Consider the following 20,101-nt stretch of genomic DNA (forward strand, 5'->3'; position numbering starts at 1 on the left):
CATGGCGCGGTTCGCGCTCGAGACGGTCGTCGCGGCCCCGCCGGCCGAGGTGTTCGCCGCCTCGCTCGACCCCGGGCTCCACGTGAAGAGCATGGCCCGGTACGGCGAGACGATGATCGAAGCACCGTCAAGCGGGGTCTTCACCGAGGGCTCGACGGCGACGTGGCGGGCGCGCCACTTCGGCATCCCCTTCCGCCTGCGGTCGATCGTGTTCGACGTCGATCCCCCGCGCGGGTTCTCGGACCGCCAGATCGCCGGCCCCTTCCGGGATTTCCTGCACGAGCACCGGTTCGAGGAGCATCCGGCCGGCACGCTCATGCACGACACCGTCACGTTCCGCTCGCCGTTCGGCCCGCTCGGCCGCGTTGTCGATGCGATGTTCCTGCGCGCGTACATGCGCCGACTGATCGTGGAGCGCAACGCGATCCTGGCCGCCGAATTCGAGGCTCCCGGGCGTACTCTTTCGGCATGAGCGAACTGCGGCTGCACACCGTCCTCACCGGCCGCGGCCCCGCTGCGGCGATCCTGCTCACGGACGAGCAGGTCGCGTCGCTCGGTGCCGGCAAGGCCTTCCCCGTCGCCGTCACCATCGGCGGACGCACGGCGCGGCTTCGCGTGGCCCGCATGGGCAGCGAGAACATGATCGGCTTCAGCAAAGCCGTGCGCGCCGACCTCGGACTCGAGATCGGGCAGGAGGTCGATGCCGTGATCCGCGTGGATTCGGCCGAGCGCACGGTCGACGTTCCGCCCGAGCTCGCCACTGCTCTGGATGCCGACCCCGGGGTGCGCGCCGCTTTCGACGCCCTGTCCTACTCCGTCCGCAAGGAGCACGCGCGCTCCGTCACCGAAGCGAAGCAGGACGCGACGCGCGAGCGCCGCATCACGAAGATCGTCGACACCCTCCGCGACTGACCGCCCCTCGAGTCCCGCGCTCATCAGGTCAGCGGATCAGCGGTTCTGGAAATCGGGCGACCGCTTCTCCCGGAAGGCCGACATGCCCTCCTTCTGATCAGCGGTGTCGAAAAGCGTGGCGAACGCCTGCTTCTCGTGTGCGAGGCCTTCGGCCAGGGTCGTCTCCATCGCGGCATCCAGCGCGGCCTTCGCGGCGTACACCGAAGGCAGCGACTTCGAGGCGATCGTGTCGGACAGCTTCGTCGCCTCGGCGAGGAGATCGGATGCCGGCACGACGCGGGACACGAGCCCGGCACGTTCTGCTTCTTCCGCGCCCATGAAGCGCCCAGAGAGCACCAGTTCGGCCGCCTTGTAGTAGCCGACCGCGCGGATCAGGCGCTGCGTACCGCCCATGCCGGGGATGACGCCGAGGTTGATCTCGGGCTGGCCGAACTTCGCGTTGTCCGCAGCCAAGATGATGTCGCACATCATCGCCAGCTCGCATCCGCCGCCGAGGGCGAACCCGGAGACAGCCGCGATCACGGGGGTGCGCACGGCGGCGAACTCATGCCAGACGCCGAAGTGGTCGGTCTCGAGCATCTCCGCGGCGGACATGCCCTCCATCTCCTTGATGTCAGCACCGGCGGCGAAGGCCTTCTCGGAGCCCGTCAACACGATGGCGCCGACACCGTCGTCACCGTCGAAGGCGACGGCCGCGGCGGTGACCTCCTCCGCAAGCCGGCTGTTCAATGCGTTCAGCGCCTCGGGACGGTTCAGGGTGATCCACCCGACTCGTCCGCGCTGCTCGACCAGGATCGTCTCGTACTCGGTCATATCGCCCTCTCCGTCGAAGTACCGATCATCACACGACGCCGTCGCGGATGTCGGTGATGATGCCGGAGAAGTCCCGCCCCGCGCCATCCCCCGCGGCGAAGGCGGCATACAGCTCCTGCGCGAGCCGGCCCATGCGGGCATCCGTCGAGGTCTGCTCGATGGCCTGCAGCGCGAGGCCGAGGTCCTTGGCCATCAGCGCTCCCGCGAAGCCCGGCTGATAGTCGCGGTTGGCCGGGCTCGTCGGCACAGGCCCGGGAACAGGGCAGTTGGTCGTGATCGACCAGCACTGTCCGGATGCCTGCGAGACGACGTCGAACAGCGCCTGGTGCTCGAGCCCGAGCCGCTCCCCCAGCACGAAGGCCTCGGCGACGGCGATCTGCGAGACCGCGAGCACCATGTTGTTGCAGACCTTCGCCGCCTGGCCGAGGCCCGGACCACCGCAGTGCACGATGCGTTTGCCCATGATCTCGAGCAGCGGGAGCGCTGCCGCATAGTCCTCCTCCGCCCCGCCGACCATGAACGCGAGTGTGCCGTTCTCGGCCCCGACGACTCCGCCCGAGACCGGGGCGTCGACGTTGCGGTGTCCCGCGGCGAGCGCGAGCGCGTGAGCCGCGCGGGCCTCGTCGACCGCGATGGTCGACGACTCGATGAACAGCGTGTCCGGTCGCGCCGCCGCGAGCAGCTCCGTGCGATACGCCTCGATCACGTGCTTCCCCGCGGGGAACATCGTGATGACGACATCGGCGTCGGCCACGGCATCCGCCCCGCTCGCCGCCACGGGGATGCCGGCCGCCTGCGCCGCCTCGATGGCCGCGGGGACGAGATCGAAGCCGTGCACCTCATGGCCGGCGGCGACGAGGTTCTTCGCCATCGGCAGGCCCATGTGCCCCAGGCCGAGAAAAGCGACGACCGCTTTCGAAGACGACACGGTCATGATGCGCTCCGCATCTGGTCTCCGCCGCTGCGCTGGAGGGAGCTCGAGCCCGCGGGTCGCAGCATCTCGCGTCCGACGATCAGTCGCATGATCTCGTTCGTCCCCTCCAGGATCTGGTGCACCCGCAGGTCGCGGACGACTCGCTCGATCCCGTAGTCCTGCAGGTATCCGTATCCGCCGTGCAGCTGCAGCGCCCGGTTGGCGACGTCGAAGCCGGCGTCTGTGGCGAAGCGCTTGGCCATCGCGCAGCGCATGGTGGCGTCTGGTGCGTGCTCGTCGACGGCCTGGGCACCGTCGCGCACCATCAGCCGGGCGGCGTGCAGTTCGGTGCGCATGTCGGCGATCGCGAACAGGATCGACTGCTTCTCGGCGAGCGGCTCGCCGAACGCGACTCGCTCGTGCACGTACCGCACCGCTTTGTCGAGGGCCCACTCCGCGCCGCCGAGCGAGCAGGCGGCGATGTTGAGGCGTCCGCCGTTGAGCGCCGACATCGCGATCGCGAAGCCGCGCCCCTCGTCGCCGAGCATCGCGGATGCCGGAACGCGGAGGCCGTCGAAGATCACCTGACGCGTCGGCTGCGCGTGCCAGCCCATCTTCTTCTCGAGCGGACCGAAGCTTAGGCCCTCGGCGTCGCCGGGAACCAGGAATGCGCTGATGCCCCGGGCGCCGGGCTCCCCCGTGCGGGCCATCACGACGTACACGGCAGCCTCGCCGGCACCGGAGATGAACTGCTTCATCCCGGTGAGCACATAGTCGTCGCCCTCGCGGACCGCACTGGTGGCGACGTTGGCGGCATCGGAACCGACGCCGGGCTCGGTGAGGCAGTAGCCGCCGAACTCCTGCATCGCGGTGAGCGGCGGCAGCCACGTCTCGCGCTGCGTGTCGTCGCCGTAGGTGTCGATCATCCACACGACCATGTTGTGGATCGAGATGTACGCGGCGACCGCCGGGTCGCCCTTGGCGAGTTCCTCGAAGATCGCGACGGTGTCGCTGCGGCTGAGGCCGGCGCCGCCGAAGTCCTCGCGCACATAGATGCCGCCGAGCCCCAGCTCTCCGCCGCGGTTCAGCGACTCGCGCGGGAAGATGTGCTTCTCGTCGCGCTCGGCGGCGAAGGGGGCGAGCTCGGCCTCGGCGAACTCGCGGACGGCGCTGAGGATCGCCTCGCGCTCCTCAGCGGTGGTGGTGACGGTGGTCATGGTCATCATGTGTCCTTGTGGGATCTCGTGCCGGGACGTGGGGATCAGTGCATGGTGGGGATGACGAAGCTGGCTCCGTCACGGATGCCCGCCGCGGGCCAACGGCTCGTCACCGTCTTGGTCTTCGTATAGAAGCGGAACGCGTCGGTGCCGTGCTGGTTGAGGTCGCCGAAACCGCTGCGCTTCCATCCGCCGAACGTGTAGTACGCGATCGGCACCGGGATCGGGACGTTCACGCCGACCATCCCGACCTCGACGCGTGCGGCGAAGTCGCGGGCGGCATCGCCGTCGCGGGTGAAGATCGCGACACCGTTGCCGTACTCGTGCTCGGACGCCATCCGCAGCGCCTCCTCGTAGTCGGCGGCACGGGCGATCACCAGCACCGGGCCGAAGATCTCCTCGCGGTAGATCGCCATGTCGGTGGTGACGTGGTCGAACAGGGTCGGTCCGAGGTAGAAGCCCTCCTCGTGCCCTTCGACGACGAACCCGCGGCCGTCGGCGAGCAGCGTCGCACCCTCGTCGATGCCCTGCTGGATGTAGCCCTCGACCCGCTCGACGGCCGCCAACGTGACCAGAGGTCCGTAGTCGACATCGGTCGCGAGAGAGGGTCCGATACGCAGTTGCGCCACGCGCTCGGTGAGCTTGGCGGCGAGCGCGTCAGCCGTCTCCTGCCCGACCGGGACCGCGACCGAGATCGCCATGCACCGCTCGCCCGCTGAGCCGTATCCGGAACCGATCAGCGCGTCGACGGCCTGGTCGAGATCGGCATCCGGCATCACGATCATGTGGTTCTTCGCGCCGCCGAAGCACTGAGCCCGCTTGCCGTGCGCCGTCGCGGTCGCGTAGATGTACTCGGCGATGGGCGTGGAGCCAACGAACCCGACGGCGCGGATGCGGTCGTCGTTGAGCAGTGTGTCGACGGCCTCCTTGTCGCCGTGCACGACGTTGAGCACTCCTGCCGGGAGGCCCGCCTCGAGGAACAGCTCGGCGATGCGCACCGGAACGGAGGGGTCGCGCTCACTCGGCTTGAGCACGACCGCGTTGCCCGCGGCGAGCGCGGGCCCGGCCTTCCAGAGCGGGATCATCGCGGGGAAGTTGAACGGGGTGATCGCAGCGACGACCCCGAGCGGCTGCCGCATCGAGTAGACGTCGATGCCGGTACCGGCACCCGTCGAGTACTCGCCCTTGAGCAGATGCGGGGCTCCGGCGGAGAACTCGATGACCTCGAGTCCGCGCTGGATGTCGCCCTTCGCGTCGTCGACGGTCTTGCCGTGCTCGCTCGCCAGCAGTTCGGCCAGCGAGGTCATCTCGCGCTGCACCAGGTCGAGGAAGCGCAGCAGCACGCGGGCCCTCTTCTGGGGGTTGGTCGCGGCCCAGGCGACCTGCGCCTCTTCGGCGTTCGCGATCACGCGGCGCACCTCATCGGCCGAGGCGAGCGGCACGCGGGCCTGCACGGCCCCGGTGCTCGGATCGAACACATCGGCGAAGCGACCGGAGTCGGGGGTGAGAAGCGATCCGCCCACGAAGTGCGGGATAGTACGAGTCATTGTGTGACGTCCCTTCGTGCCGTCGTTGGCACATTGGGGAGTTTACTCGGAGGGCCGGACATTTACTAGGACACCCTTGTATTTTTCGCCGATCCGAGAATGCCCCGGATCGTGGTTGTTCGCGCCCCGTTCACCGCCGCGTCATCTCGCCCGGGTACAACTGCAAGTGCGCGGACAGAGACTCAGACCGGATCGGGTGTCACGTCTACCGCGCGCACGGTGAGCACTCTCGCTCCCGTCGCGGCGCCCACGCCGCGAGACCCCCGCCGAATCGGGTCGGCGGGGGTCCTCTTCGTCCGGGCCGGAAGCGGCCTGCGGCCCTCCGCATCCGAATTAGAATCGACGGTGCGCTGCCACCCTTGGCGCATCCGCTTCGGCGTCCCGACCCCGGACGCCCGTTCCCCCGAGGACCGCACAATGTCCGAACCTCTCACCGTCTCCATCCGCCGCGAAGTCGACCCCGAGCGCATCGTCGAGGCGACCGCCTGGGTGCAGACGGGCGTGAACCTCGCGACGAAATACCCGGGCTTCCTCGGCTCGGGCTGGGTGCGTGCCGGCGAGGATTCGCAGGTGTGGCACATGCTGTACCGCTTCGCGAGCGAGGACTCGCTCACCGCGTGGGAGCAGTCGGCCGAGCGGGCCTGGTGGCTCTCGATGGGCGAGGGCTTCGTGCGCAGCGAGCGCTCCAAGCGGCGCACCGGGATCGAGGGCTGGTTCGATGAGCCGACGACCGGAACCATCACCCTCCCGGCAGCCGACGGCACCACCGAGACGGTCACCGTCGCCCCCGCTCCGCCGCGATGGAAGCAGGCGACCTCGATCTGGCTGGGCTTCTTCCCGGTGAACCTCGCATTCACCTACGCGATGAGCCCCATCCCCGGATGGAACGAGCTGCCGATCTGGCTGCGCGTGCTCGTCACGACCCTCGTGCTCACGCCGATCATGGCGTACTGGGTGCTCCCGTTCGTCACCCGTTCACTGCGGAGCTGGCTCACCCGCTGATGGCTGTTCCCGCGACGAAGGACGAGCTGCTCACCGCGATCCGGACGGAGTATGCCCGCCTGTGCGCCGACCTCGATCGGGTACCGACGGAGTCCGCCCGCGAACTCGTGCTGCCCGGTCACGTCAAGGACACGATGATGAGTCCGGCTGACCTTCTCGCGTACCTGATCGGCTGGAACGAGGAGGTGCTCGCCTGGCACGAGCGTCGCGCCGCCGGGCTCCCCGACGAGCTGCCAGCCGCCGACTTCGGCTGGAATGACCTCGGCGCCTTGGCGCAGCGCTTCTACCGCGACCATGAGGGCGGGTCCTGGGCCGAGCTGCGTGCACGCCTCGACAACGCAGAGCAGCGGATCGAAGCCCTCGTCCTGAGTCGTTCGGACGAGGAGCTCTACGGTGCCCCGTGGTACCGCACCTGGACGATGGGGCGCATGATCTCGCTCAACACCTCATCGCCCTACCGGAACGCCCGCGGCCGCATCCGCCGCTGGCTCCGGGCGCGCTGAGCGCGGGCTCAGCTCCCCTTTCCCGGCGAGACCTCCTCGATGAGCGCGCCGGCCAGGTTTCCGACCGCGAACACGATGAAGTACTGCGATGCCGAGGCCGGCGGGGTGTCGTAGAAGTTCTCAAGCACGAAGGGCGCGACGGCGCTGGCTATGCTCCTTGCTGAAGCGCACCGCGCGCTGACCGGATGGAGGGTGGAATCATGAAGAAATCGACCAAGTTGGCATCGTTCGCCGCAGGGCTCGCCGTCGTGGCGGGGGCCACGCTGGGGGCTGCTCCGGCGTACGCGGAGAACATGTGGGGATACTCCTCGCAGAACCGCACGGCCTGCATCTCGGCGACGGGAGCACAGATGGTAGCCATCGCGAAGGCCGGTTACCGGGTCACCAGCTATTCTCCGTGCGTCAAGAGCTTCAACCGCGGCACCTGGTACACGACGACCATCCGTTACTGACGGTCGACGAGACGAGAGAACGCACCCCCGGAGCACCCGGGGGTGCGTTCTCTCTTGTCAGGAGTCAGCTCTCGATGTGCCGCTCGTCGGGACCGTCGTAGTGCGACAGCGGACGGATCAGCGCGTTCGATCCGGCCTGCTCGATCACGTGCGCCGTCCACCCGGTGACCCGCGCGGCCACGAAGAGCGGCGTGAAGGTCAGGGTGTCGAAGCCGATCAGGTTGTACGCCGGACCCGACGGGTAGTCGAGGTTCGGATAGATGCCCTTGCGGGCGACGAACTCCGACTCGAGAGTGTCGTAGAGGGCGGCGACCTCGGGGCGGTCGTAGTGCTCCACGAGCGTGTCGAGCGCCGCCTTCATGGTCGGCACGCGGGAGTCGCCCTTCTTGTAGACGCGGTGCCCGAAGCCCATGATCTTGCGCTTCTCGGCGAGGGCCTTGTCGAGCCAGGGCACGACGTTCTCGGCCGTGCCGATATCGTCGAAGATGTGCAGCACGGCCTCGTTGGCCCCGCCGTGGAGCGGCCCCTTGAGGGCGCCGATCGCCCCGACAACCGCCGAATAGATGTCGCTCAGGGTCGAGGTGATCACGCGCGCCGTGAACGTCGAGGCGTTGAAGGAGTGCTCCGCGTACAGGATCATCGAGCGGTTGAACGCGTCGACCACGACGTCGTCCGCCTCTTCGCCGAACGTCATCCAGAGGAAGTTCGCGGAGTAGTCGAGGTCATCGCGCGGCGCGATGATCTCCTCCCCGCGACGGCGACGCTGACCGTAGGCGACGATCGCCGGCAGGGCGGCGAACAGACGGATGCTGCGCTCGAGGTTCTGTTCGGGGCTGCCACCGGCGTCGAGCACCGAACCGCCCGCACCGGGGTCGGAGGCGCCGATCAGGCTGACCGCGGTGCGGACCTCGTCCATCGGGTGGGCGTCGAGCGGCACCAGGTCGATCGCGGCCTTGACGTTGTCGGCGAGTGCGCGGTTCTTGCGCTCCTCGAGCCGGAACGCCGCGAGCTCTTCCGGCGTCGGCAGCTCGCCGTTCCAGAGGAGGTAGGCGACGGCCTCGAACGGCTGCGTGTCGGCCAACTCCTGCACGGGGTAGCCGCGGTAGAGCAGGCTGTTCGTCTCGGGGTTGACCTTCGAGATCGCGGTCGTGTCGACGACGACCCCCGCGAGGCCTTTCTTGATGTCCGGCTCGGTCATGGTCACTCCTTCGTGATGGTGAAGTTGAAGACGCCCGAGTCGAAATGGTTGTACGACTCGTAGTCGATCAGGTCGTAGAGATCGGCGCGGTGCTGCATCTCGCCGAGCTTCGAGGTCAGGTGCCCCTCGTCGTTCAGCGTATCGAGAGCACGGCCTGCGGCCCCCATCGAGATGCGCAGCAGCGACACCGGCCAGATGACCAGGTTGACGCCGGCATCCCGCAGCTGGTCGGTGGAGAACAGCTCGCTCTTGCCGAACTCGGTCATGTTCGCCAGGATCGGCACGTCGAGCGCCTCGGCCATCGCCTCGAATTCGGCGAGCGTGCGCATCGCCTCGGGGAAGATCGCGTCGGCACCGGCATCCACCAGCGCCTTGGCACGGTCGATCGCCGCGTCCAACCCCTCGATCGCCCGGATGTCGGTGCGCGCCATGATGAGGAAGTTCGGGTCGCGTCGGGCGTCGGCGGCGGCGCGGATGCGCTTGATCGCGGTGTTCTCGTCGACCACGGCCTTGCCGTCGAGGTGGCCGCAGCGCTTCGGGTTGATCTGGTCCTCGATGTGCGTGCCGGCGAGGCCCGCGTCCTCAAGCTCCTGGATCGTCCTGGCCACGTTCATCGGCTCGCCGAAGCCGGTGTCGGCGTCGACGATCGCGGGGAGGTCGGTCATGCGGGCGATCTGCTTCGCCCGGCCGGCGACCTCGGTCAGCGTGGTGAGGCCGATGTCGGGCAGGCCCAGGTCGGCTGCGAGCACGGCGCCGGAGATGTAGACCCCGTCGAAGCCCTTCTGCTCGATCAGGCGGGCGCTCAGCGGGTTGAAGGCTCCCGGGAAGCGCAGCAGTTCGCCGGAGCGGAGCCGCTCCCGGAACAGCCGTCGCTTCTCGGCGGGCGTGACGGTGGAGTACAGCATCAGAAGAGTCCCGCAGGCGCCGGCGCTGCCTCGAGCAGGCCGGGCTTCGCGACGATCGACAGCTCGCCGACCTCGGCGGCTGTGAGCTCGGGCAGACGCTGCACGAGCGCAAGGAACCGCTCGATCTCGGCAGGCTCGAGCACGGGCTCGGCCAGCAGACGGAACTTCGCGATGTAGTTCTCGCGCGCGAACGGGCGGGCGCCCAGCGGATGCGCGTCGGCCACGGCGATCTCGTCGACCACGGTCGAACCGTCAGTGAGTCGGATCTCAACGCGACCGCCGAACGCCTTCTCGGCCGGGTCCTCGGAGTGGTAGCGGCGCGTCCATTCGGCATCCTCTGCCGTGGTGATCTTGTGCCACAGCGCGACCGTGTCGGCACGGCCCGCACGCTCGGGGGCATAGGAGTCGACGTGGTGCCAGCCGCCGTCCTGCAGCGCGACCGCGAAGATGTAGGGCACCGAGTGGTCGAGCGTCTCGCGCGATGCGGTCGGGTCGTACTTCTGCGGGTCGTTCGCGCCCGAGCCGATCACGTTGTGGGTGTGGTGGCTGGTGTGGATGACGATCGAGTCGATGTTCGCGGGATCACGCAGCGCCGGGTTCTCGAGGCCGAGCTTGCGGGCGAGGTCGATGAGCGCCTGGGCCTGATACTCGGCCGAGTGCTCCTTCGTGTACGAGTCGAGGATCGCGCGCTTGGGCTCGCCCGCGGCCGGCAGCGGCACGTCGTACGCGGCTTCCTTGCCGTCGAGCATCCAGGCGATCACACCGTCTTCGCCTTCGTAGATGGGCGCGGGGCTCGTCTGCCCCCGCATCGCCCGGTCGACCGCCTCGACGGCCATCTTGCCCGCGAAGGCCGGGGCGTGCGCCTTCCAGGTCGAGATCTCGCCCTTGCGGCTCTGACGCGTGGCGGTCGTGGTGTGCAGGCCCTGTCCGACGGCCTGGTAGATCGTCTCGACGTCGAGGCCGAGCAGGGTGCCGATGCCGGCCGCCGCCGACGGGCCGAGGTGGGCGACGTGGTCGATCTTGTGCTTGTGCAGGCAGATCGCGCGCACCAGGTCCATCTGGATCTCGTAGCCGGTCGCGATGCCGCGCACGAGTGCCCGGCCGTCCTTGCCGGTGTGCTGGGCGACCGCGAGGATCGGCGGGATGTTGTCGCCGGGGTGCGAGTACTCCGCCGCGAGGAAGGTGTCGTGGTAGTCGAGTTCGCGCACGGCCACGCCGTTCGCCCAGGCCGCCCACTCGGGGCTGGTGCGGTGGTCGAGCGCCGCACCGAACAGGTTCGCGCCGACGCCGCCGGTGGAGACGGGGTGGCTGAACGCCTGTGCGCGGGCGGCGTTGATCGGGGCCCGGGTGAGTGATGCCGCCGCCACCGAGGCGTTGTCGATGATGCGGTTGATGATCATGTCGACGACGTCCTGCTCGACCTCGACCTGGTCGGCGGCGACCTCGGCGATCTTCCAGGCGAGCTGGTCTTCCCGGGCAAGGTTCTCGTCGCTGCGGTGCACACGGACGTGGTGGGTGACGGTCATTTCTTATCCTTCACGGTTGCTGGAGTCGAGGGAGTCGAGGATGCCGGTGAGGGCGTTGTGCAGGTGCACGTGGGTGGCATGGGCGGCGAGGTCGCCGTCGCGGGCGGCGAGCGCCTCGGCGATCGTGCGGTGCTCGGCGGCGGATGCCGCGAGTCGGGTGGGCTTGTCGCGGGCCATCCGCCGCACCCGCACGAGGTGCGTGCGCACGGTGCGCAGGGCCGAGGCGATGTAGTCGTTGGCGACGGCCGCATCGAGGGCGGCGTCGAACCGGGCGATCAGGGCGTAGTACGCGTCGCGACCGGCGGGCGCGGTGAGATCGACGTGCGCGAACTCCTCGGCGAGTTCGGCGAACAGGCCGGCATCCCCGCGCACGGCGGCCAGACGGGCGGAGCTCTCCTCCAGCGCGCGGCGGATCTCGAAGAGCGAGCGGATGTCGTCGGCATCCAGGTCGGCGACCACGGTGACGCGCGGCGATTGCTGGACGACGAGCCCGTCACCGGCCAGTCGGCGCAGCGCCTCGCGCATCGGGGTGCGACTCACACCGAGACGTTCGGCCTGCTCGACCTCGCCGAGGACGAAGCCGGCGGGAAGAGCACCGGACTGGATGTCGTCGAGCAGGGCCGTGTACGCGCGATCACTCGCGGAGAGACGCTCGACAACAGGGGTCATGCCCTCAGTGTATACATAAAGGACCGCCACCGGCCCCTCAGTCTTACTGCGCGGGCTTCCCGTATACATTCCCGGAGGCGGGGACCGGCTCCACGAACTCTGCCGCGACGGGCTCGCCCAGCTTGACCACCACGACCCCCACGAGCACGAGCACCCCACCGAGCCCCTGCAGCAGATCGGGGAGCTGCCCGAGCAGCAGCCAGCCGAACAGGAGCGCGGCGACCACCTCGGCGAGCGCGACGAACGACGCGAGTCGCGACCCCAGCATCCGGGTCGACGCGATGCCGAGCAGGTACGCGAGCGCTGTCGCGACGACCCCCATCGCCAGCACGGGGACGAACCAGGGCACGCTGCCGAAACGGTAGGCGATGTCGTCGGTCGCCCACGCGATCGGCAGGACACCGATCGCCCCGGCGACGGTGAGCCCGAGCGCACCGAGCAGCAGCCCGCTTCCCGCGAGCGCGAGGGGCGGCAGGCCGGTGTCGACCTTCGCCGACAGCACGAAGTACGTCGCCGCCCCCACCATGGCTCCGAGCGCCCACAGGATGCCGGCCACGTTCACGTCGGCCCCCGTGAGGATGTCGAGCATGAGCACCAGGCCGACGAAAGCGACGGCCGCGCCGATGGCGCTCTTGCGACTCGGACGCTCACCCCGCCGGGCCCACAACCACAGCAGCACCGCGACCGGTGCGGTGTATTCGATGAGCAGCGCCAACCCCACATCCATGACGGCGACGGCCTGGAAGTAGAAGAGCTGGGTCGCGGTGACGGCGAGCAGTCCGTAGGCGAGGATCATGCCGGCGTTGCGGCGAAGGAGACCCCACCGTCCGCGCAGCGACAGGATCGTGGGGATGAGCAGCACGAGGGCCGCCACCCAGATGCGCGCGGTGACGGCGGCCCCCGGCGTCCACCCCGCGTCGATGAGCCCGCGCGCCCACGCGCCGGACATGCCGAACGACAGCGCGGCCGCGATCGCGAGCGGCAACCCCAGGCGCGCGCGGCGTGCGGACGCGACCGCCACGCTGTCATTGCTCACCCTGCCCATGATCGATGACGCTACTCGCGCGCGCTGTAAGATGTCAACGTGATCTTCACCGATGACACCCAAGAGGGTCTCCGCGCCGCCGTCTGGCTCGTGAACTCGGCAGAGGATCCGGACACGCTGGTCGACCTCGACGACGAACGCGCCTTCCTTCGCGAGTTCCCCTACACCGGACGACTCGACCGCGATGAAGACGAGCTCGTCTCCCTGCGCCGCCTGCGCCCGCGTCTGCGATCCATGCTGCTGGCGCCGCGCGACGAGATGGCCGAACTCGTCAACGCCGCACTCGCCGAGTCCCGCCTCACCCCGCGACTGCTCCGACACGACGGGGTCGATTGGCACCTCCACGCCGTGGCCGACGAGCATCCGCTGGCGGAGCGCGTGCTGATCGAGACCGCGATGGCGCTGATCGACGTCATCCGCGCTGAGGAGGGCTCGCGCCTCTCCGTGTGCGCGGACGACACCTGCCTGGCGATCGCCCTGGATCTCTCCCGCAACCGCTCGAAGCGCTACTGCTCGACGACCTGCGCGAACCGCAACGCCGTCGCCGCCTATCGGGCGCGCCGGGCCGTGGACTGACGCACGGACTCAGGCGCCGACGTGCGCGCCCCTCCAGGTGTAGGCCGCAATGGTGTCGGCCTTCATCTCCATGCCGTTGCCCGGTGCCGTCGGCGCCATGTAGGAGCCACCCCGGATGTCGGTCGGCACGACGAAGTGCTCGTGCAGGTGGTCGACGAACTCGATCATGCGGCCCTCACGGGTGCCGGTGACCGCGACGAAGTCGAACATCGACAGGTGCTGCACCGCTTCGCACAGACCCACCCCACCCGCGTGCGGGCACACCGGAACGCCGAACTTGGCGGCGAGCAGCAGGTTGGCGATGTTCTCGTTGACGCCGCCGACGCGCACGGCATCGATCTGCATGACGGAGATGGCATCCGCCTGCAGCAGTTGCTTGAAGATGACACGGTTCTGGGCGTGCTCGCCGGTGGCGACGCGGATCGGTGCCACACCTCGAGCGATCTCGGCGTGACCAAGGACGTCGTCGGGGCTGGTCGGCTCCTCGATCCACGCGGGGTGGAACTCGGCGAGCGCGTTCACCCACTCGATCGCCTCCGACACCTCCCAGCGCTGATTCGCGTCGATCGCGATCGGGAAGTCCGGTCCGCACACCTCGCGGGCTTTGCGGAAGCGGCGGATGTCGTCCTGCAGGTCGGCGCCGACCTTGAGCTTGATCTGCGTGAAGCCGTCGGCCATGGCCTCGCGGGCGAGCCGTTCGAGCTTCTCGTCGGAGTATCCGAGCCAGCCGGGACTCGTGGTGTAGCCCGGATACCCGGTGGCGAGCAGCTGCTGCTCCCGCTCGGCGCGGCCCGGTTCCGCGGCGCGCAGGATCTCGAGGGCGTCCTCGCGGGTGAGCGCGTTCGTGAGGTAGCGGAAGTCGACGAGGTCGACGAGCTGTTCCGGGGTCATCCGGGCGAGCAGCTGCCACAGGGGCAGTCCCGCGCGCTTGGCCTTGATGTCCCACAGGGCGTTGATGACCGCGCCGATGGCCATGTGCATGACGCCCTTCTCGGGGCCGAGCCAGCGCAGCTGCGAGTCGCCGATGATCTCGCGGAAGGTGCCGCCCATGTCGTCGAGCAGCGGCTCGAGCTCGCGGCCGACGAGGTGGTCCGCGAGCGCGTCGATCCCGGCGACCTGCACGTCGTTGCCGCGGCCGATCGTGAAGACGAACGCGTGCCCCTCGATGCCGTCGTGGGCGTCCGTGCGCACGATCACGTACGCGGCGGAGTAGTCGGGGTCGGGGTTCATCGCGTCCGAACCATCCAGGCTCAACGACGTGGGGAAGCGGATGTCGGTGGTGTCGAGGGCGACGATACGGGTCACGGGGGTCCTCTCCGTGCACGGCGGATCTCTTCCGTGCGGATACCTTGGAGTGTAAACATCCGATGTCTATACTGTCAACGAGATGGGCCGCAGCGTCGTGGCCTCCCCACCGATCAGGAGAATCATGAAGTTCGCGCGGCTCGGCACCCCCGGCACGGAGATCCCCGTCCTCGTGGAGGGTAATCACTACCTCGACCTCCGCCCCCTGACATCCGATGTGAACGGCGACTTCCTCGCGAGCGACTTCGTCGCCAGGGTCGCGGCCGCCCGCGATGCCGGGGAGCTTCCGGAGCTCGCGGATGCCGCGGCGATGCGCATCGGCGCACCGATCGCCCGTCCGAGCGCCGTGATCTGCATCGGCATGAACTACGCTGCCCACGCGGCCGAGTCGGGCTCGGAGCCGCCAACCATCCCCATCCTCTTCCTGAAGACACCCAACACGGTGGTCGGTCCCGACGACGCGGTGACGATCCCCCGCGGCAGCGAGAAGACCGACTGGGAGGTCGAGCTCGGCATCGTGATCGGCGCCCGCGCGGCCTACCTCGACTCCCCCGGGGAGTCGCTCGCCCATGTGGCCGGCTTCGTCGCCGCCAACGACGTCTCGGAGCGGGCGTTCCAGATCGAGGTGTCGGGCGGGCAGTGGTCCAAGGGCAAGATCGCCCCGGGATTCAACCCCACGGGACCGTGGCTCGTCACACCCGACGAGGTCGACCACCACGCGCTCGGACTGCGCAGCTTCGTGAACGGCGAGCCGCGGCAGGACTCGAACACGAGCGACATGATCTTCACGGTCGAGCACATCGTGCACCACCTGTCGCAGTACGTGACGCTCGAGCCGGGAGACCTGATCCTCACCGGCACCCCGCAGGGCGTCGCGCTCTCGGGGAAGTACCCCTACCTCGCACCCGGCGATGTGGTCGAGATCGAGATCGACGGCCTCGGCCGCCAGCGACAGGAGTTCGTGGCATGGGAGGCACCGAAGTGAGCGCACTGAACGGGCTGGTGGCGATCGTCACCGGCGGAGCATCCGGAATCGGCGCAGCGATCGCGCAGCGTCTGCACGCCGACGGGGCGACCATCGCGGTGCTCGACCGCGACACCGCCGGCGCCGACCCCGCCTTCGCGGCCTTCACCGCCGACGTCTCGGATCGCACGAGCGTCGACATGGCGGTCGCGGCGGTGGCCGAGCGGTTCGGGCGCGTCGACATCGTCGTGAACAATGCCGGGATCGGCGCGCAAGGTGACGTCGCCGCGAACGACGACGACGAGTGGGCACGGGTGCTCTCGATCAACGTGACCGGCATCGCCCGCGTGACCGCGGCCGCACTGCCCTGGCTGCGGAAGTCGCCTGCCGCGGCGGTCTGCAACACCGCATCCATCGCCTCGACCACCGGACTCCCGCAGCGGGCGCTGTACAGCGCGTCGAAGGGAGCCGTCTCGGCGCTGACCCGCGCGATGGCGGCCGACCACCTGCGCGAGGGCATCCGGGTGAATGCGGTCAACCCCGGCACGGCCGACACCCCGTGGGTCGGGCGCCTGCTGGATTCGGCCGTCGACCCCGCGGCCGAACGCGCCGCGCTCGAGGCCCGCCAGCCGCACGGGCGGCTCGTCGACCCCGATGAGGTGGCCGCCGCGGTCGCCTACCTCGTGAGCCCCGCCGCCGGCTCGACGACCGGCACGTCCATCGAGGTCGACGGCGGCATGGCACGGTTGCGGCTTCGCGCGGAGTGAGTTCCGCGCGACGTCAGCCGCGGTTGCCGCGGAACCAGCCCCGGATGCCGTGACGCGGAGGCTCGGCGGTCGGCGCCTGCGGCCGGGCATCCGTGCGATAGAACTGTTCGGCGGTGGTCCAGAAGATCGCGTCGAGGTCATGGCCCCGCGCATCCGCCCAGGCGATCACCGTGTCGGCCCAGCGCGTGCGGGCCGTGGGCTGGTAGGTCGGCGAGCCGTCCTCCGGTGCGTGCGGGTCGTCGTCCTCGGCCGGTCCGATGACCGAGACGGGCCAGTCGCTCCCCCACATCAGCCGCTCGATCCCGAACGCATCGGCCGCCACATCGAGGAACGGGATCAACTGCGCGGCATCCCAGTCGCCACCGGCCTCACCGGGCAGCCCCGAGAGCTTGCAGAAGGTGTTCGGATGCCGCGCCAGCTCGGTCAGGTCGCGGGCCCATTCCGGGGTCGGCGCCAGCGGAGCCGCGGCCGTGCCCACGGCGGGCTTCCCCAGATGATCGAGCACGAGCCGCAGCTCTGGGATGGCTCCGGCGAGGCGGGCGACATCCGGCAGCTGCGCGGCGCGCACGCACGCGTCGAAGGTCAGACCGCGCGCGGCGACCTCGCGCGCGCCGGTCACGAAGGCCGCCGACACCGCCAGCCCGTCGGGCTCGCCCTGCAGGTTGTGCCGCACGCCGACGACGAGCGGCTCGGCCGCGAGACCTTCGAGGTGCGCGACCGTGTCGGTCCCCCGGTCGAGGCGGATGCCGGCGACGATGCCGACCACTCCGAGCGCGGGCGCGAGCCCTGCGACCCAGAGCACCTCATCGAGGAAGTCGTCGTCGACGGTCCCGGCCTGCACGAACACGCACTTCTCGGTCTCGGCGCGCTCCAGGCGGGCGTGCTCGAGTTCCAGGTCGGCGAACCGGTACGCCATCGGGCCTTCGAGCCACGTGTAGGTCAGTGCCTCCGGATCCCACAGGTGCAGATGTGCATCGAGAACTCGCATCCCCTCATCCTGCCGCAGACATCGGAGCAATCGCTAGGATGACGCCATGGCTGTGACGGATGACGCGATCGCGAAGATCAAGGCGATGATCGTGTCGGGCGAGCTGGCCCCCGGCGATCGTCTGCCTCCGGAGAAGGAACTCTCCGAGCGGCTCGGTCTCTCCCGCAGCTCGATGCGCGAGGCGGTCAAGGCGCTCGAGGTCATCCGCGTGCTCGACGTGCGGCGCGGCGACGGCACCTACGTGACGAGTCTCGAGCCGCACCTGCTGCTGGAGGCGATCTCGTTCGTCGTCGACATGCACGACGACGACTCGATGCTCGAGATCTTCGCCGTGCGCCGGATGCTGGAGTCGCAGGCTTCGGGCCTCGCCGCCACGCTGGGCACCGACGAGCAGATCGCCGAGCTGCAGCGCGAGGTCGAGGGTGTGGACGCCTCGGTCAGTATCGAAGAGCTCGTCGACCACGACATCCGCTTCCACCGCGAGATCGTGGCGATGGCGGGCAATGCGTACCTCGCGAGCCTGATCGAGCACCTGAGCAGCCAGACGGTGCGCGCCCGCGCCTGGCGCGGACTCACCGAGACGGGGGCCGTCGAGCGCACCCTGTCAGAGCACCGGGCGATCGCCGACGCGGTCGCCCAGCGCGACCCCGCACTGGCGACCTCGCTGACGACCGCGCACATCGCGGGCATCGAGCGCTGGCTGCGCCACGCGGCGGCACCCTGAGCGGTTCCGGGCGCCCCGGCACCCGGACGCGGAAGTGGGTCTGACGGCACCACGGTGAGAGGTGTAGCTTCACCGCATGATCACCGACGATCCCACGCTCACCAACCCCGACCACTACCGCACCCTCTGGGAGAACGAGCACGTCCGCGTGCTCGAATACACCGACGTCCCCGGCGACAGGACGACGCCGCACGACCATCCCAACAGCGTCATGGTCACCCTCAGCGACTTCTCCCGTCGCCTCAGCGCCGGTGAGCGGACGTTCGACACGGTCCTCACCTCCGGGCAGGCGGTCTGGATACCCGCGCAGCGTCACTCCGGCGAGAACACCGGGACGACGCCGACGCACACGATCCTCGTCGAACTCAAGGGCGATGCGGCCGGCGAACCGATGGCATCGACACTCGGGCCGGAACATCCCGCCGAGGGGTGAGCACACCCGGATGATCGACGAGGCGGCCGATAGTCTCGAGGGTATGAGCGACTGGACCAGCACCGCGATCGCCCTGCTGGAAGCCGACGCGAACCGCAGTGCCGACACGCACCTGCACCTCTTCCCGCTGCCGCCCGAGTGGGGCATCGACCTGTATCTCAAGGACGAGTCGGTCCACCCGACCGGTTCGCTCAAGCACCGCCTGGCGCGCTCGCTCCTGCTCTACGGACTGGTCAACGGCCGCATCCGGGAGGACACCACGCTCGTCGAGTCGTCGAGCGGATCGACCGCCGTCTCCGAGGCGTACTTCGCCCGCATGCTGGGGCTGCCGTTCATCACGGTGGTGCCGCGCTCGACCGTGCAGGAGAAGATCGATCTCATCGAGTTCTACGGTGGCACCTGCCACTTCGTCGACCGTGCCGAGGACATGTCGCCCGAGGCGCAGCGCCTCGCATCCGACTGCACCGGCCACTACCTCGACCAGTTCACGTTCGCCGAGCGCGCGACCGACTGGCGGGGCAACAACAACATCGCGGAGAGCGTGTTCAGTCAGCTCGCGCAGGAGCGGCATCCTATCCCCACCTGGATCGTGACCGGCGCCGGAACCGGCGGCACGAGCGCGACGTTCGGGCGGTACGTGAAGTACCGCCGCCACGAGACGCGCATCGCCGTGGTCGACCCGGAGGGCTCGGCGTTCTATGACGGCTGGGCCGGCACGGTCGACCCGCCCGCCGGGCGCCCGAGCCGCATCGAGGGCATCGGCCGGCCGCAGGTCGAGGCCTCGTTCGTGCCCACCGTGATCGACGAGATGATCCGGGTGCCGGATGCCGGGTCGATCGCCGCGATCCGGATGCTGCGCGAGCGCACCCTGCACTGGGCCGGCGGCTCGACCGGCACGAACCTGTACGGCGCGTTCCAGCTGATCGCCCGGATGCGGGCCGCGGGCGAGACCGGCAGCGTCGTCACTCTGATCTGCGACAGCGGGGTCCGCTACGCGGGCACGTACTACTCGGATGAGTGGGTCGCGGCGCAGGGCTGGGACCTCGCCCCGCACCGCGCGCGGCTCGATCGGTTCCTGGAATCGGGCGTCTGGGGCGAGTGACGGCGTCGGGCTACGCTGGCCGCATGACAACTCTGATCCTCACCGTCGCGGGTGCAGACCGTCCTGGCCTCGTGGCCGCTGTCGCCGATGTCGTCGAGGCGCACGGCGGCAACTGGGAGAACAGCTCGCTGGCGGAGCTCGCCGGCACGTTCGCGGGCGTGATCGAGGTGTCCGTCGCGGAAGACCGGGCACCCGAACTGAGCTCCGCGCTGCGTGGACTCCAGGGGCAGGGGCTGCTGACCCTCGCCGTGCTCACCGGGACGCCGGATGCGGATGCCGCCGACGATCGGCTGCTCGAGATCCAGGTGCTCGGCAACGACCGACCCGGCATCGTGCGCGAGGTCTCTGCCGTCCTGAGCGCCCACGCGCTGAGCATCGAGGAGCTCGCCACCGAGACCCGAGATGCGGCCATGGCCGGCGGCCGCCTGTTCGAGGCATCCGTCTCCGCGAAGGTGCCGGCATCCGTCGATCTGGATGCGCTGCGCGACGACCTCGAGCGCCTCGCCGCCGAGATCCAGGTCGACATCACCCTCGGCTGAC

General features: G+C 69.4%; 23 protein-coding genes. 12 read left to right on the forward strand and 11 right to left on the reverse strand.

Features of this window, described 5'->3' with window-relative positions:
- Position 1 precedes the first annotated feature (1 nt).
- Both HCX50_RS00200 and HCX50_RS00205 read left to right on the forward strand, forming a co-directional pair.
- A complete protein-coding gene (locus tag HCX50_RS00200; RefSeq protein WP_036304261.1) occupies positions 2 to 472 on the forward strand; it encodes an SRPBCC family protein in 471 nt (156 codons plus the stop codon).
- Positions 469 to 912, forward strand: coding sequence for a YdeI/OmpD-associated family protein (locus tag HCX50_RS00205; protein ID WP_091031436.1), 444 nt, complete (start codon positions 469 to 471; stop codon positions 910 to 912). The genes HCX50_RS00200 and HCX50_RS00205 overlap by 4 nt, the downstream gene beginning before the upstream one ends.
- 36 nt (positions 913 to 948) lie before the next feature.
- Here HCX50_RS00205 and HCX50_RS00210 read toward each other — a convergent pair whose 3' ends face one another.
- Genes HCX50_RS00210 through HCX50_RS00225 form a run of 4 tightly spaced genes read right to left on the reverse strand, consistent with a single transcriptional unit; the run spans position 949 to position 5,402 of the window.
- Positions 949 to 1,725, reverse strand: coding sequence for an enoyl-CoA hydratase-related protein (locus HCX50_RS00210; protein WP_167632600.1), 777 nt, complete (start codon positions 1,723 to 1,725; stop codon positions 949 to 951).
- Between the two features lie 28 nt (positions 1,726 to 1,753).
- Entirely contained in the window at positions 1,754 to 2,659 is a 906-nt protein-coding gene (gene mmsB / locus HCX50_RS00215) for a 3-hydroxyisobutyrate dehydrogenase (RefSeq protein ID WP_167632601.1), read from the reverse strand.
- Positions 2,656 to 3,861 carry an acyl-CoA dehydrogenase family protein gene (locus HCX50_RS00220; RefSeq protein ID WP_167632602.1) on the reverse strand — a complete coding sequence of 402 codons (1,206 nt, stop codon included), beginning with the start codon at positions 3,859 to 3,861 and terminating at the stop codon, positions 2,656 to 2,658. The genes mmsB and HCX50_RS00220 overlap by 4 nt, the downstream gene beginning before the upstream one ends.
- A 38-nt stretch (positions 3,862 to 3,899) precedes the next feature.
- Positions 3,900 to 5,402, reverse strand: coding sequence for a CoA-acylating methylmalonate-semialdehyde dehydrogenase (locus HCX50_RS00225; RefSeq protein WP_167632603.1), 1,503 nt, complete (start codon positions 5,400 to 5,402; stop codon positions 3,900 to 3,902).
- Positions 5,403 to 5,819: 417 nt separating this feature from the next.
- Between HCX50_RS00225 and HCX50_RS00230 the strand changes: the two genes are divergently transcribed.
- The 3 genes from HCX50_RS00230 to HCX50_RS00240 all read left to right on the forward strand — a co-directional run bounded on the left by HCX50_RS00230 (position 5,820) and on the right by HCX50_RS00240 (position 7,359).
- Complete coding sequence (locus HCX50_RS00230) at positions 5,820 to 6,404, forward strand: antibiotic biosynthesis monooxygenase (protein WP_167632604.1); 585 nt, start codon at positions 5,820 to 5,822, stop codon at positions 6,402 to 6,404.
- Positions 6,404 to 6,907 carry a ClbS/DfsB family four-helix bundle protein gene (locus tag HCX50_RS00235; RefSeq protein WP_167632605.1) on the forward strand — a complete coding sequence of 168 codons (504 nt, stop codon included), beginning with the start codon at positions 6,404 to 6,406 and terminating at the stop codon, positions 6,905 to 6,907. The genes HCX50_RS00230 and HCX50_RS00235 overlap by 1 nt, the downstream gene beginning before the upstream one ends.
- Before the next feature lie 200 nt (positions 6,908 to 7,107).
- Positions 7,108 to 7,359: a hypothetical protein gene (locus tag HCX50_RS00240; protein WP_091031458.1), complete on the forward strand. Its 252-nt coding sequence runs from the start codon at positions 7,108 to 7,110 to the stop codon at positions 7,357 to 7,359.
- Between the two features lie 64 nt (positions 7,360 to 7,423).
- Here the strand turns inward: HCX50_RS00240 and HCX50_RS00245 are convergent, their stop codons facing one another.
- From HCX50_RS00245 to HCX50_RS00265, 5 genes are read right to left on the reverse strand one after another with little or no spacing between them, the layout of a single operon-like run.
- Positions 7,424 to 8,557, reverse strand: coding sequence for a bifunctional 2-methylcitrate synthase/citrate synthase (locus tag HCX50_RS00245; protein WP_167632606.1), 1,134 nt, complete (start codon positions 8,555 to 8,557; stop codon positions 7,424 to 7,426).
- 2 nt (positions 8,558 to 8,559) lie between these two features.
- Complete coding sequence (gene prpB, locus HCX50_RS00250) at positions 8,560 to 9,462, reverse strand: methylisocitrate lyase (protein WP_091031465.1); 903 nt, start codon at positions 9,460 to 9,462, stop codon at positions 8,560 to 8,562.
- On the reverse strand, positions 9,462 to 10,988 hold the full coding sequence (locus HCX50_RS00255; RefSeq protein ID WP_091031468.1) for an MmgE/PrpD family protein: 1,527 nt from the start codon (positions 10,986 to 10,988) through the stop codon (positions 9,462 to 9,464). Before HCX50_RS00255 ends, prpB begins: the two co-directional genes overlap by 1 nt.
- 3 nt (positions 10,989 to 10,991) lie before the next feature.
- Positions 10,992 to 11,657: a GntR family transcriptional regulator gene (locus HCX50_RS00260; protein ID WP_091031472.1), complete on the reverse strand. Its 666-nt coding sequence runs from the start codon at positions 11,655 to 11,657 to the stop codon at positions 10,992 to 10,994.
- A gap of 43 nt (positions 11,658 to 11,700) precedes the next feature.
- Positions 11,701 to 12,693 carry an EamA family transporter gene (locus tag HCX50_RS00265; protein ID WP_432206337.1) on the reverse strand — a complete coding sequence of 331 codons (993 nt, stop codon included), beginning with the start codon at positions 12,691 to 12,693 and terminating at the stop codon, positions 11,701 to 11,703.
- Positions 12,694 to 12,741: 48 nt separating this feature from the next.
- Here HCX50_RS00265 and HCX50_RS00270 point away from each other — a divergent pair, with 48 nt between their 5' ends.
- Complete coding sequence (locus tag HCX50_RS00270) at positions 12,742 to 13,278, forward strand: CGNR zinc finger domain-containing protein (RefSeq protein ID WP_091031481.1); 537 nt, start codon at positions 12,742 to 12,744, stop codon at positions 13,276 to 13,278.
- Between the two features lie 9 nt (positions 13,279 to 13,287).
- Here the strand turns inward: HCX50_RS00270 and HCX50_RS00275 are convergent, their stop codons facing one another.
- The gene (locus HCX50_RS00275) at positions 13,288 to 14,583 is read right to left on the reverse strand and encodes an L-fuconate dehydratase (RefSeq protein WP_091031484.1); all 1,296 of its coding nucleotides are present in this window, start codon (positions 14,581 to 14,583) and stop codon (positions 13,288 to 13,290) included.
- 124 nt (positions 14,584 to 14,707) lie between these two features.
- On the opposite strand from HCX50_RS00275, the gene HCX50_RS00280 reads away from it, so the two are divergent.
- Together HCX50_RS00280 and HCX50_RS00285 are read left to right on the forward strand one after the other, a co-directional pair.
- Positions 14,708 to 15,568, forward strand: a complete 861-nt coding sequence (locus HCX50_RS00280) for a fumarylacetoacetate hydrolase family protein (protein ID WP_167632607.1) — start codon at positions 14,708 to 14,710, stop codon at positions 15,566 to 15,568.
- Complete coding sequence (locus tag HCX50_RS00285; protein ID WP_091031491.1) at positions 15,550 to 16,314, forward strand: SDR family NAD(P)-dependent oxidoreductase; 765 nt, start codon at positions 15,550 to 15,552, stop codon at positions 16,312 to 16,314. The genes HCX50_RS00280 and HCX50_RS00285 overlap by 19 nt, the downstream gene beginning before the upstream one ends.
- A gap of 13 nt (positions 16,315 to 16,327) precedes the next feature.
- Here the strand turns inward: HCX50_RS00285 and HCX50_RS00290 are convergent, their stop codons facing one another.
- Positions 16,328 to 17,302 (reverse strand): amidohydrolase family protein, encoded by a 975-nt coding sequence (locus tag HCX50_RS00290; RefSeq protein ID WP_029263906.1) that lies wholly within the window; start codon positions 17,300 to 17,302, stop codon positions 16,328 to 16,330.
- Positions 17,303 to 17,348: 46 nt separating this feature from the next.
- Here HCX50_RS00290 and HCX50_RS00295 point away from each other — a divergent pair, with 46 nt between their 5' ends.
- From HCX50_RS00295 to HCX50_RS00310, 4 genes are all read left to right on the forward strand, one after another.
- Positions 17,349 to 18,026: a FadR/GntR family transcriptional regulator gene (locus HCX50_RS00295; RefSeq protein WP_167632608.1), complete on the forward strand. Its 678-nt coding sequence runs from the start codon at positions 17,349 to 17,351 to the stop codon at positions 18,024 to 18,026.
- Positions 18,027 to 18,102: 76 nt separating this feature from the next.
- Positions 18,103 to 18,459 (forward strand): cupin domain-containing protein, encoded by a 357-nt coding sequence (locus tag HCX50_RS00300; protein WP_167632609.1) that lies wholly within the window; start codon positions 18,103 to 18,105, stop codon positions 18,457 to 18,459.
- 43 nt (positions 18,460 to 18,502) lie between these two features.
- On the forward strand, positions 18,503 to 19,561 hold the full coding sequence (locus HCX50_RS00305; protein WP_091032260.1) for a PLP-dependent cysteine synthase family protein: 1,059 nt from the start codon (positions 18,503 to 18,505) through the stop codon (positions 19,559 to 19,561).
- Between the two features lie 23 nt (positions 19,562 to 19,584).
- Complete coding sequence (locus HCX50_RS00310; RefSeq protein WP_167632610.1) at positions 19,585 to 20,100, forward strand: glycine cleavage system protein R; 516 nt, start codon at positions 19,585 to 19,587, stop codon at positions 20,098 to 20,100.
- Position 20,101: the final 1 nt, after the last annotated feature.

The sequence above is a fragment of the Microbacterium sp. B19(2022) genome, from assembly GCF_012030385.1.
GTDB classification, from domain to species: domain Bacteria; phylum Actinomycetota; class Actinomycetes; order Actinomycetales; family Microbacteriaceae; genus Microbacterium; species Microbacterium oxydans_B.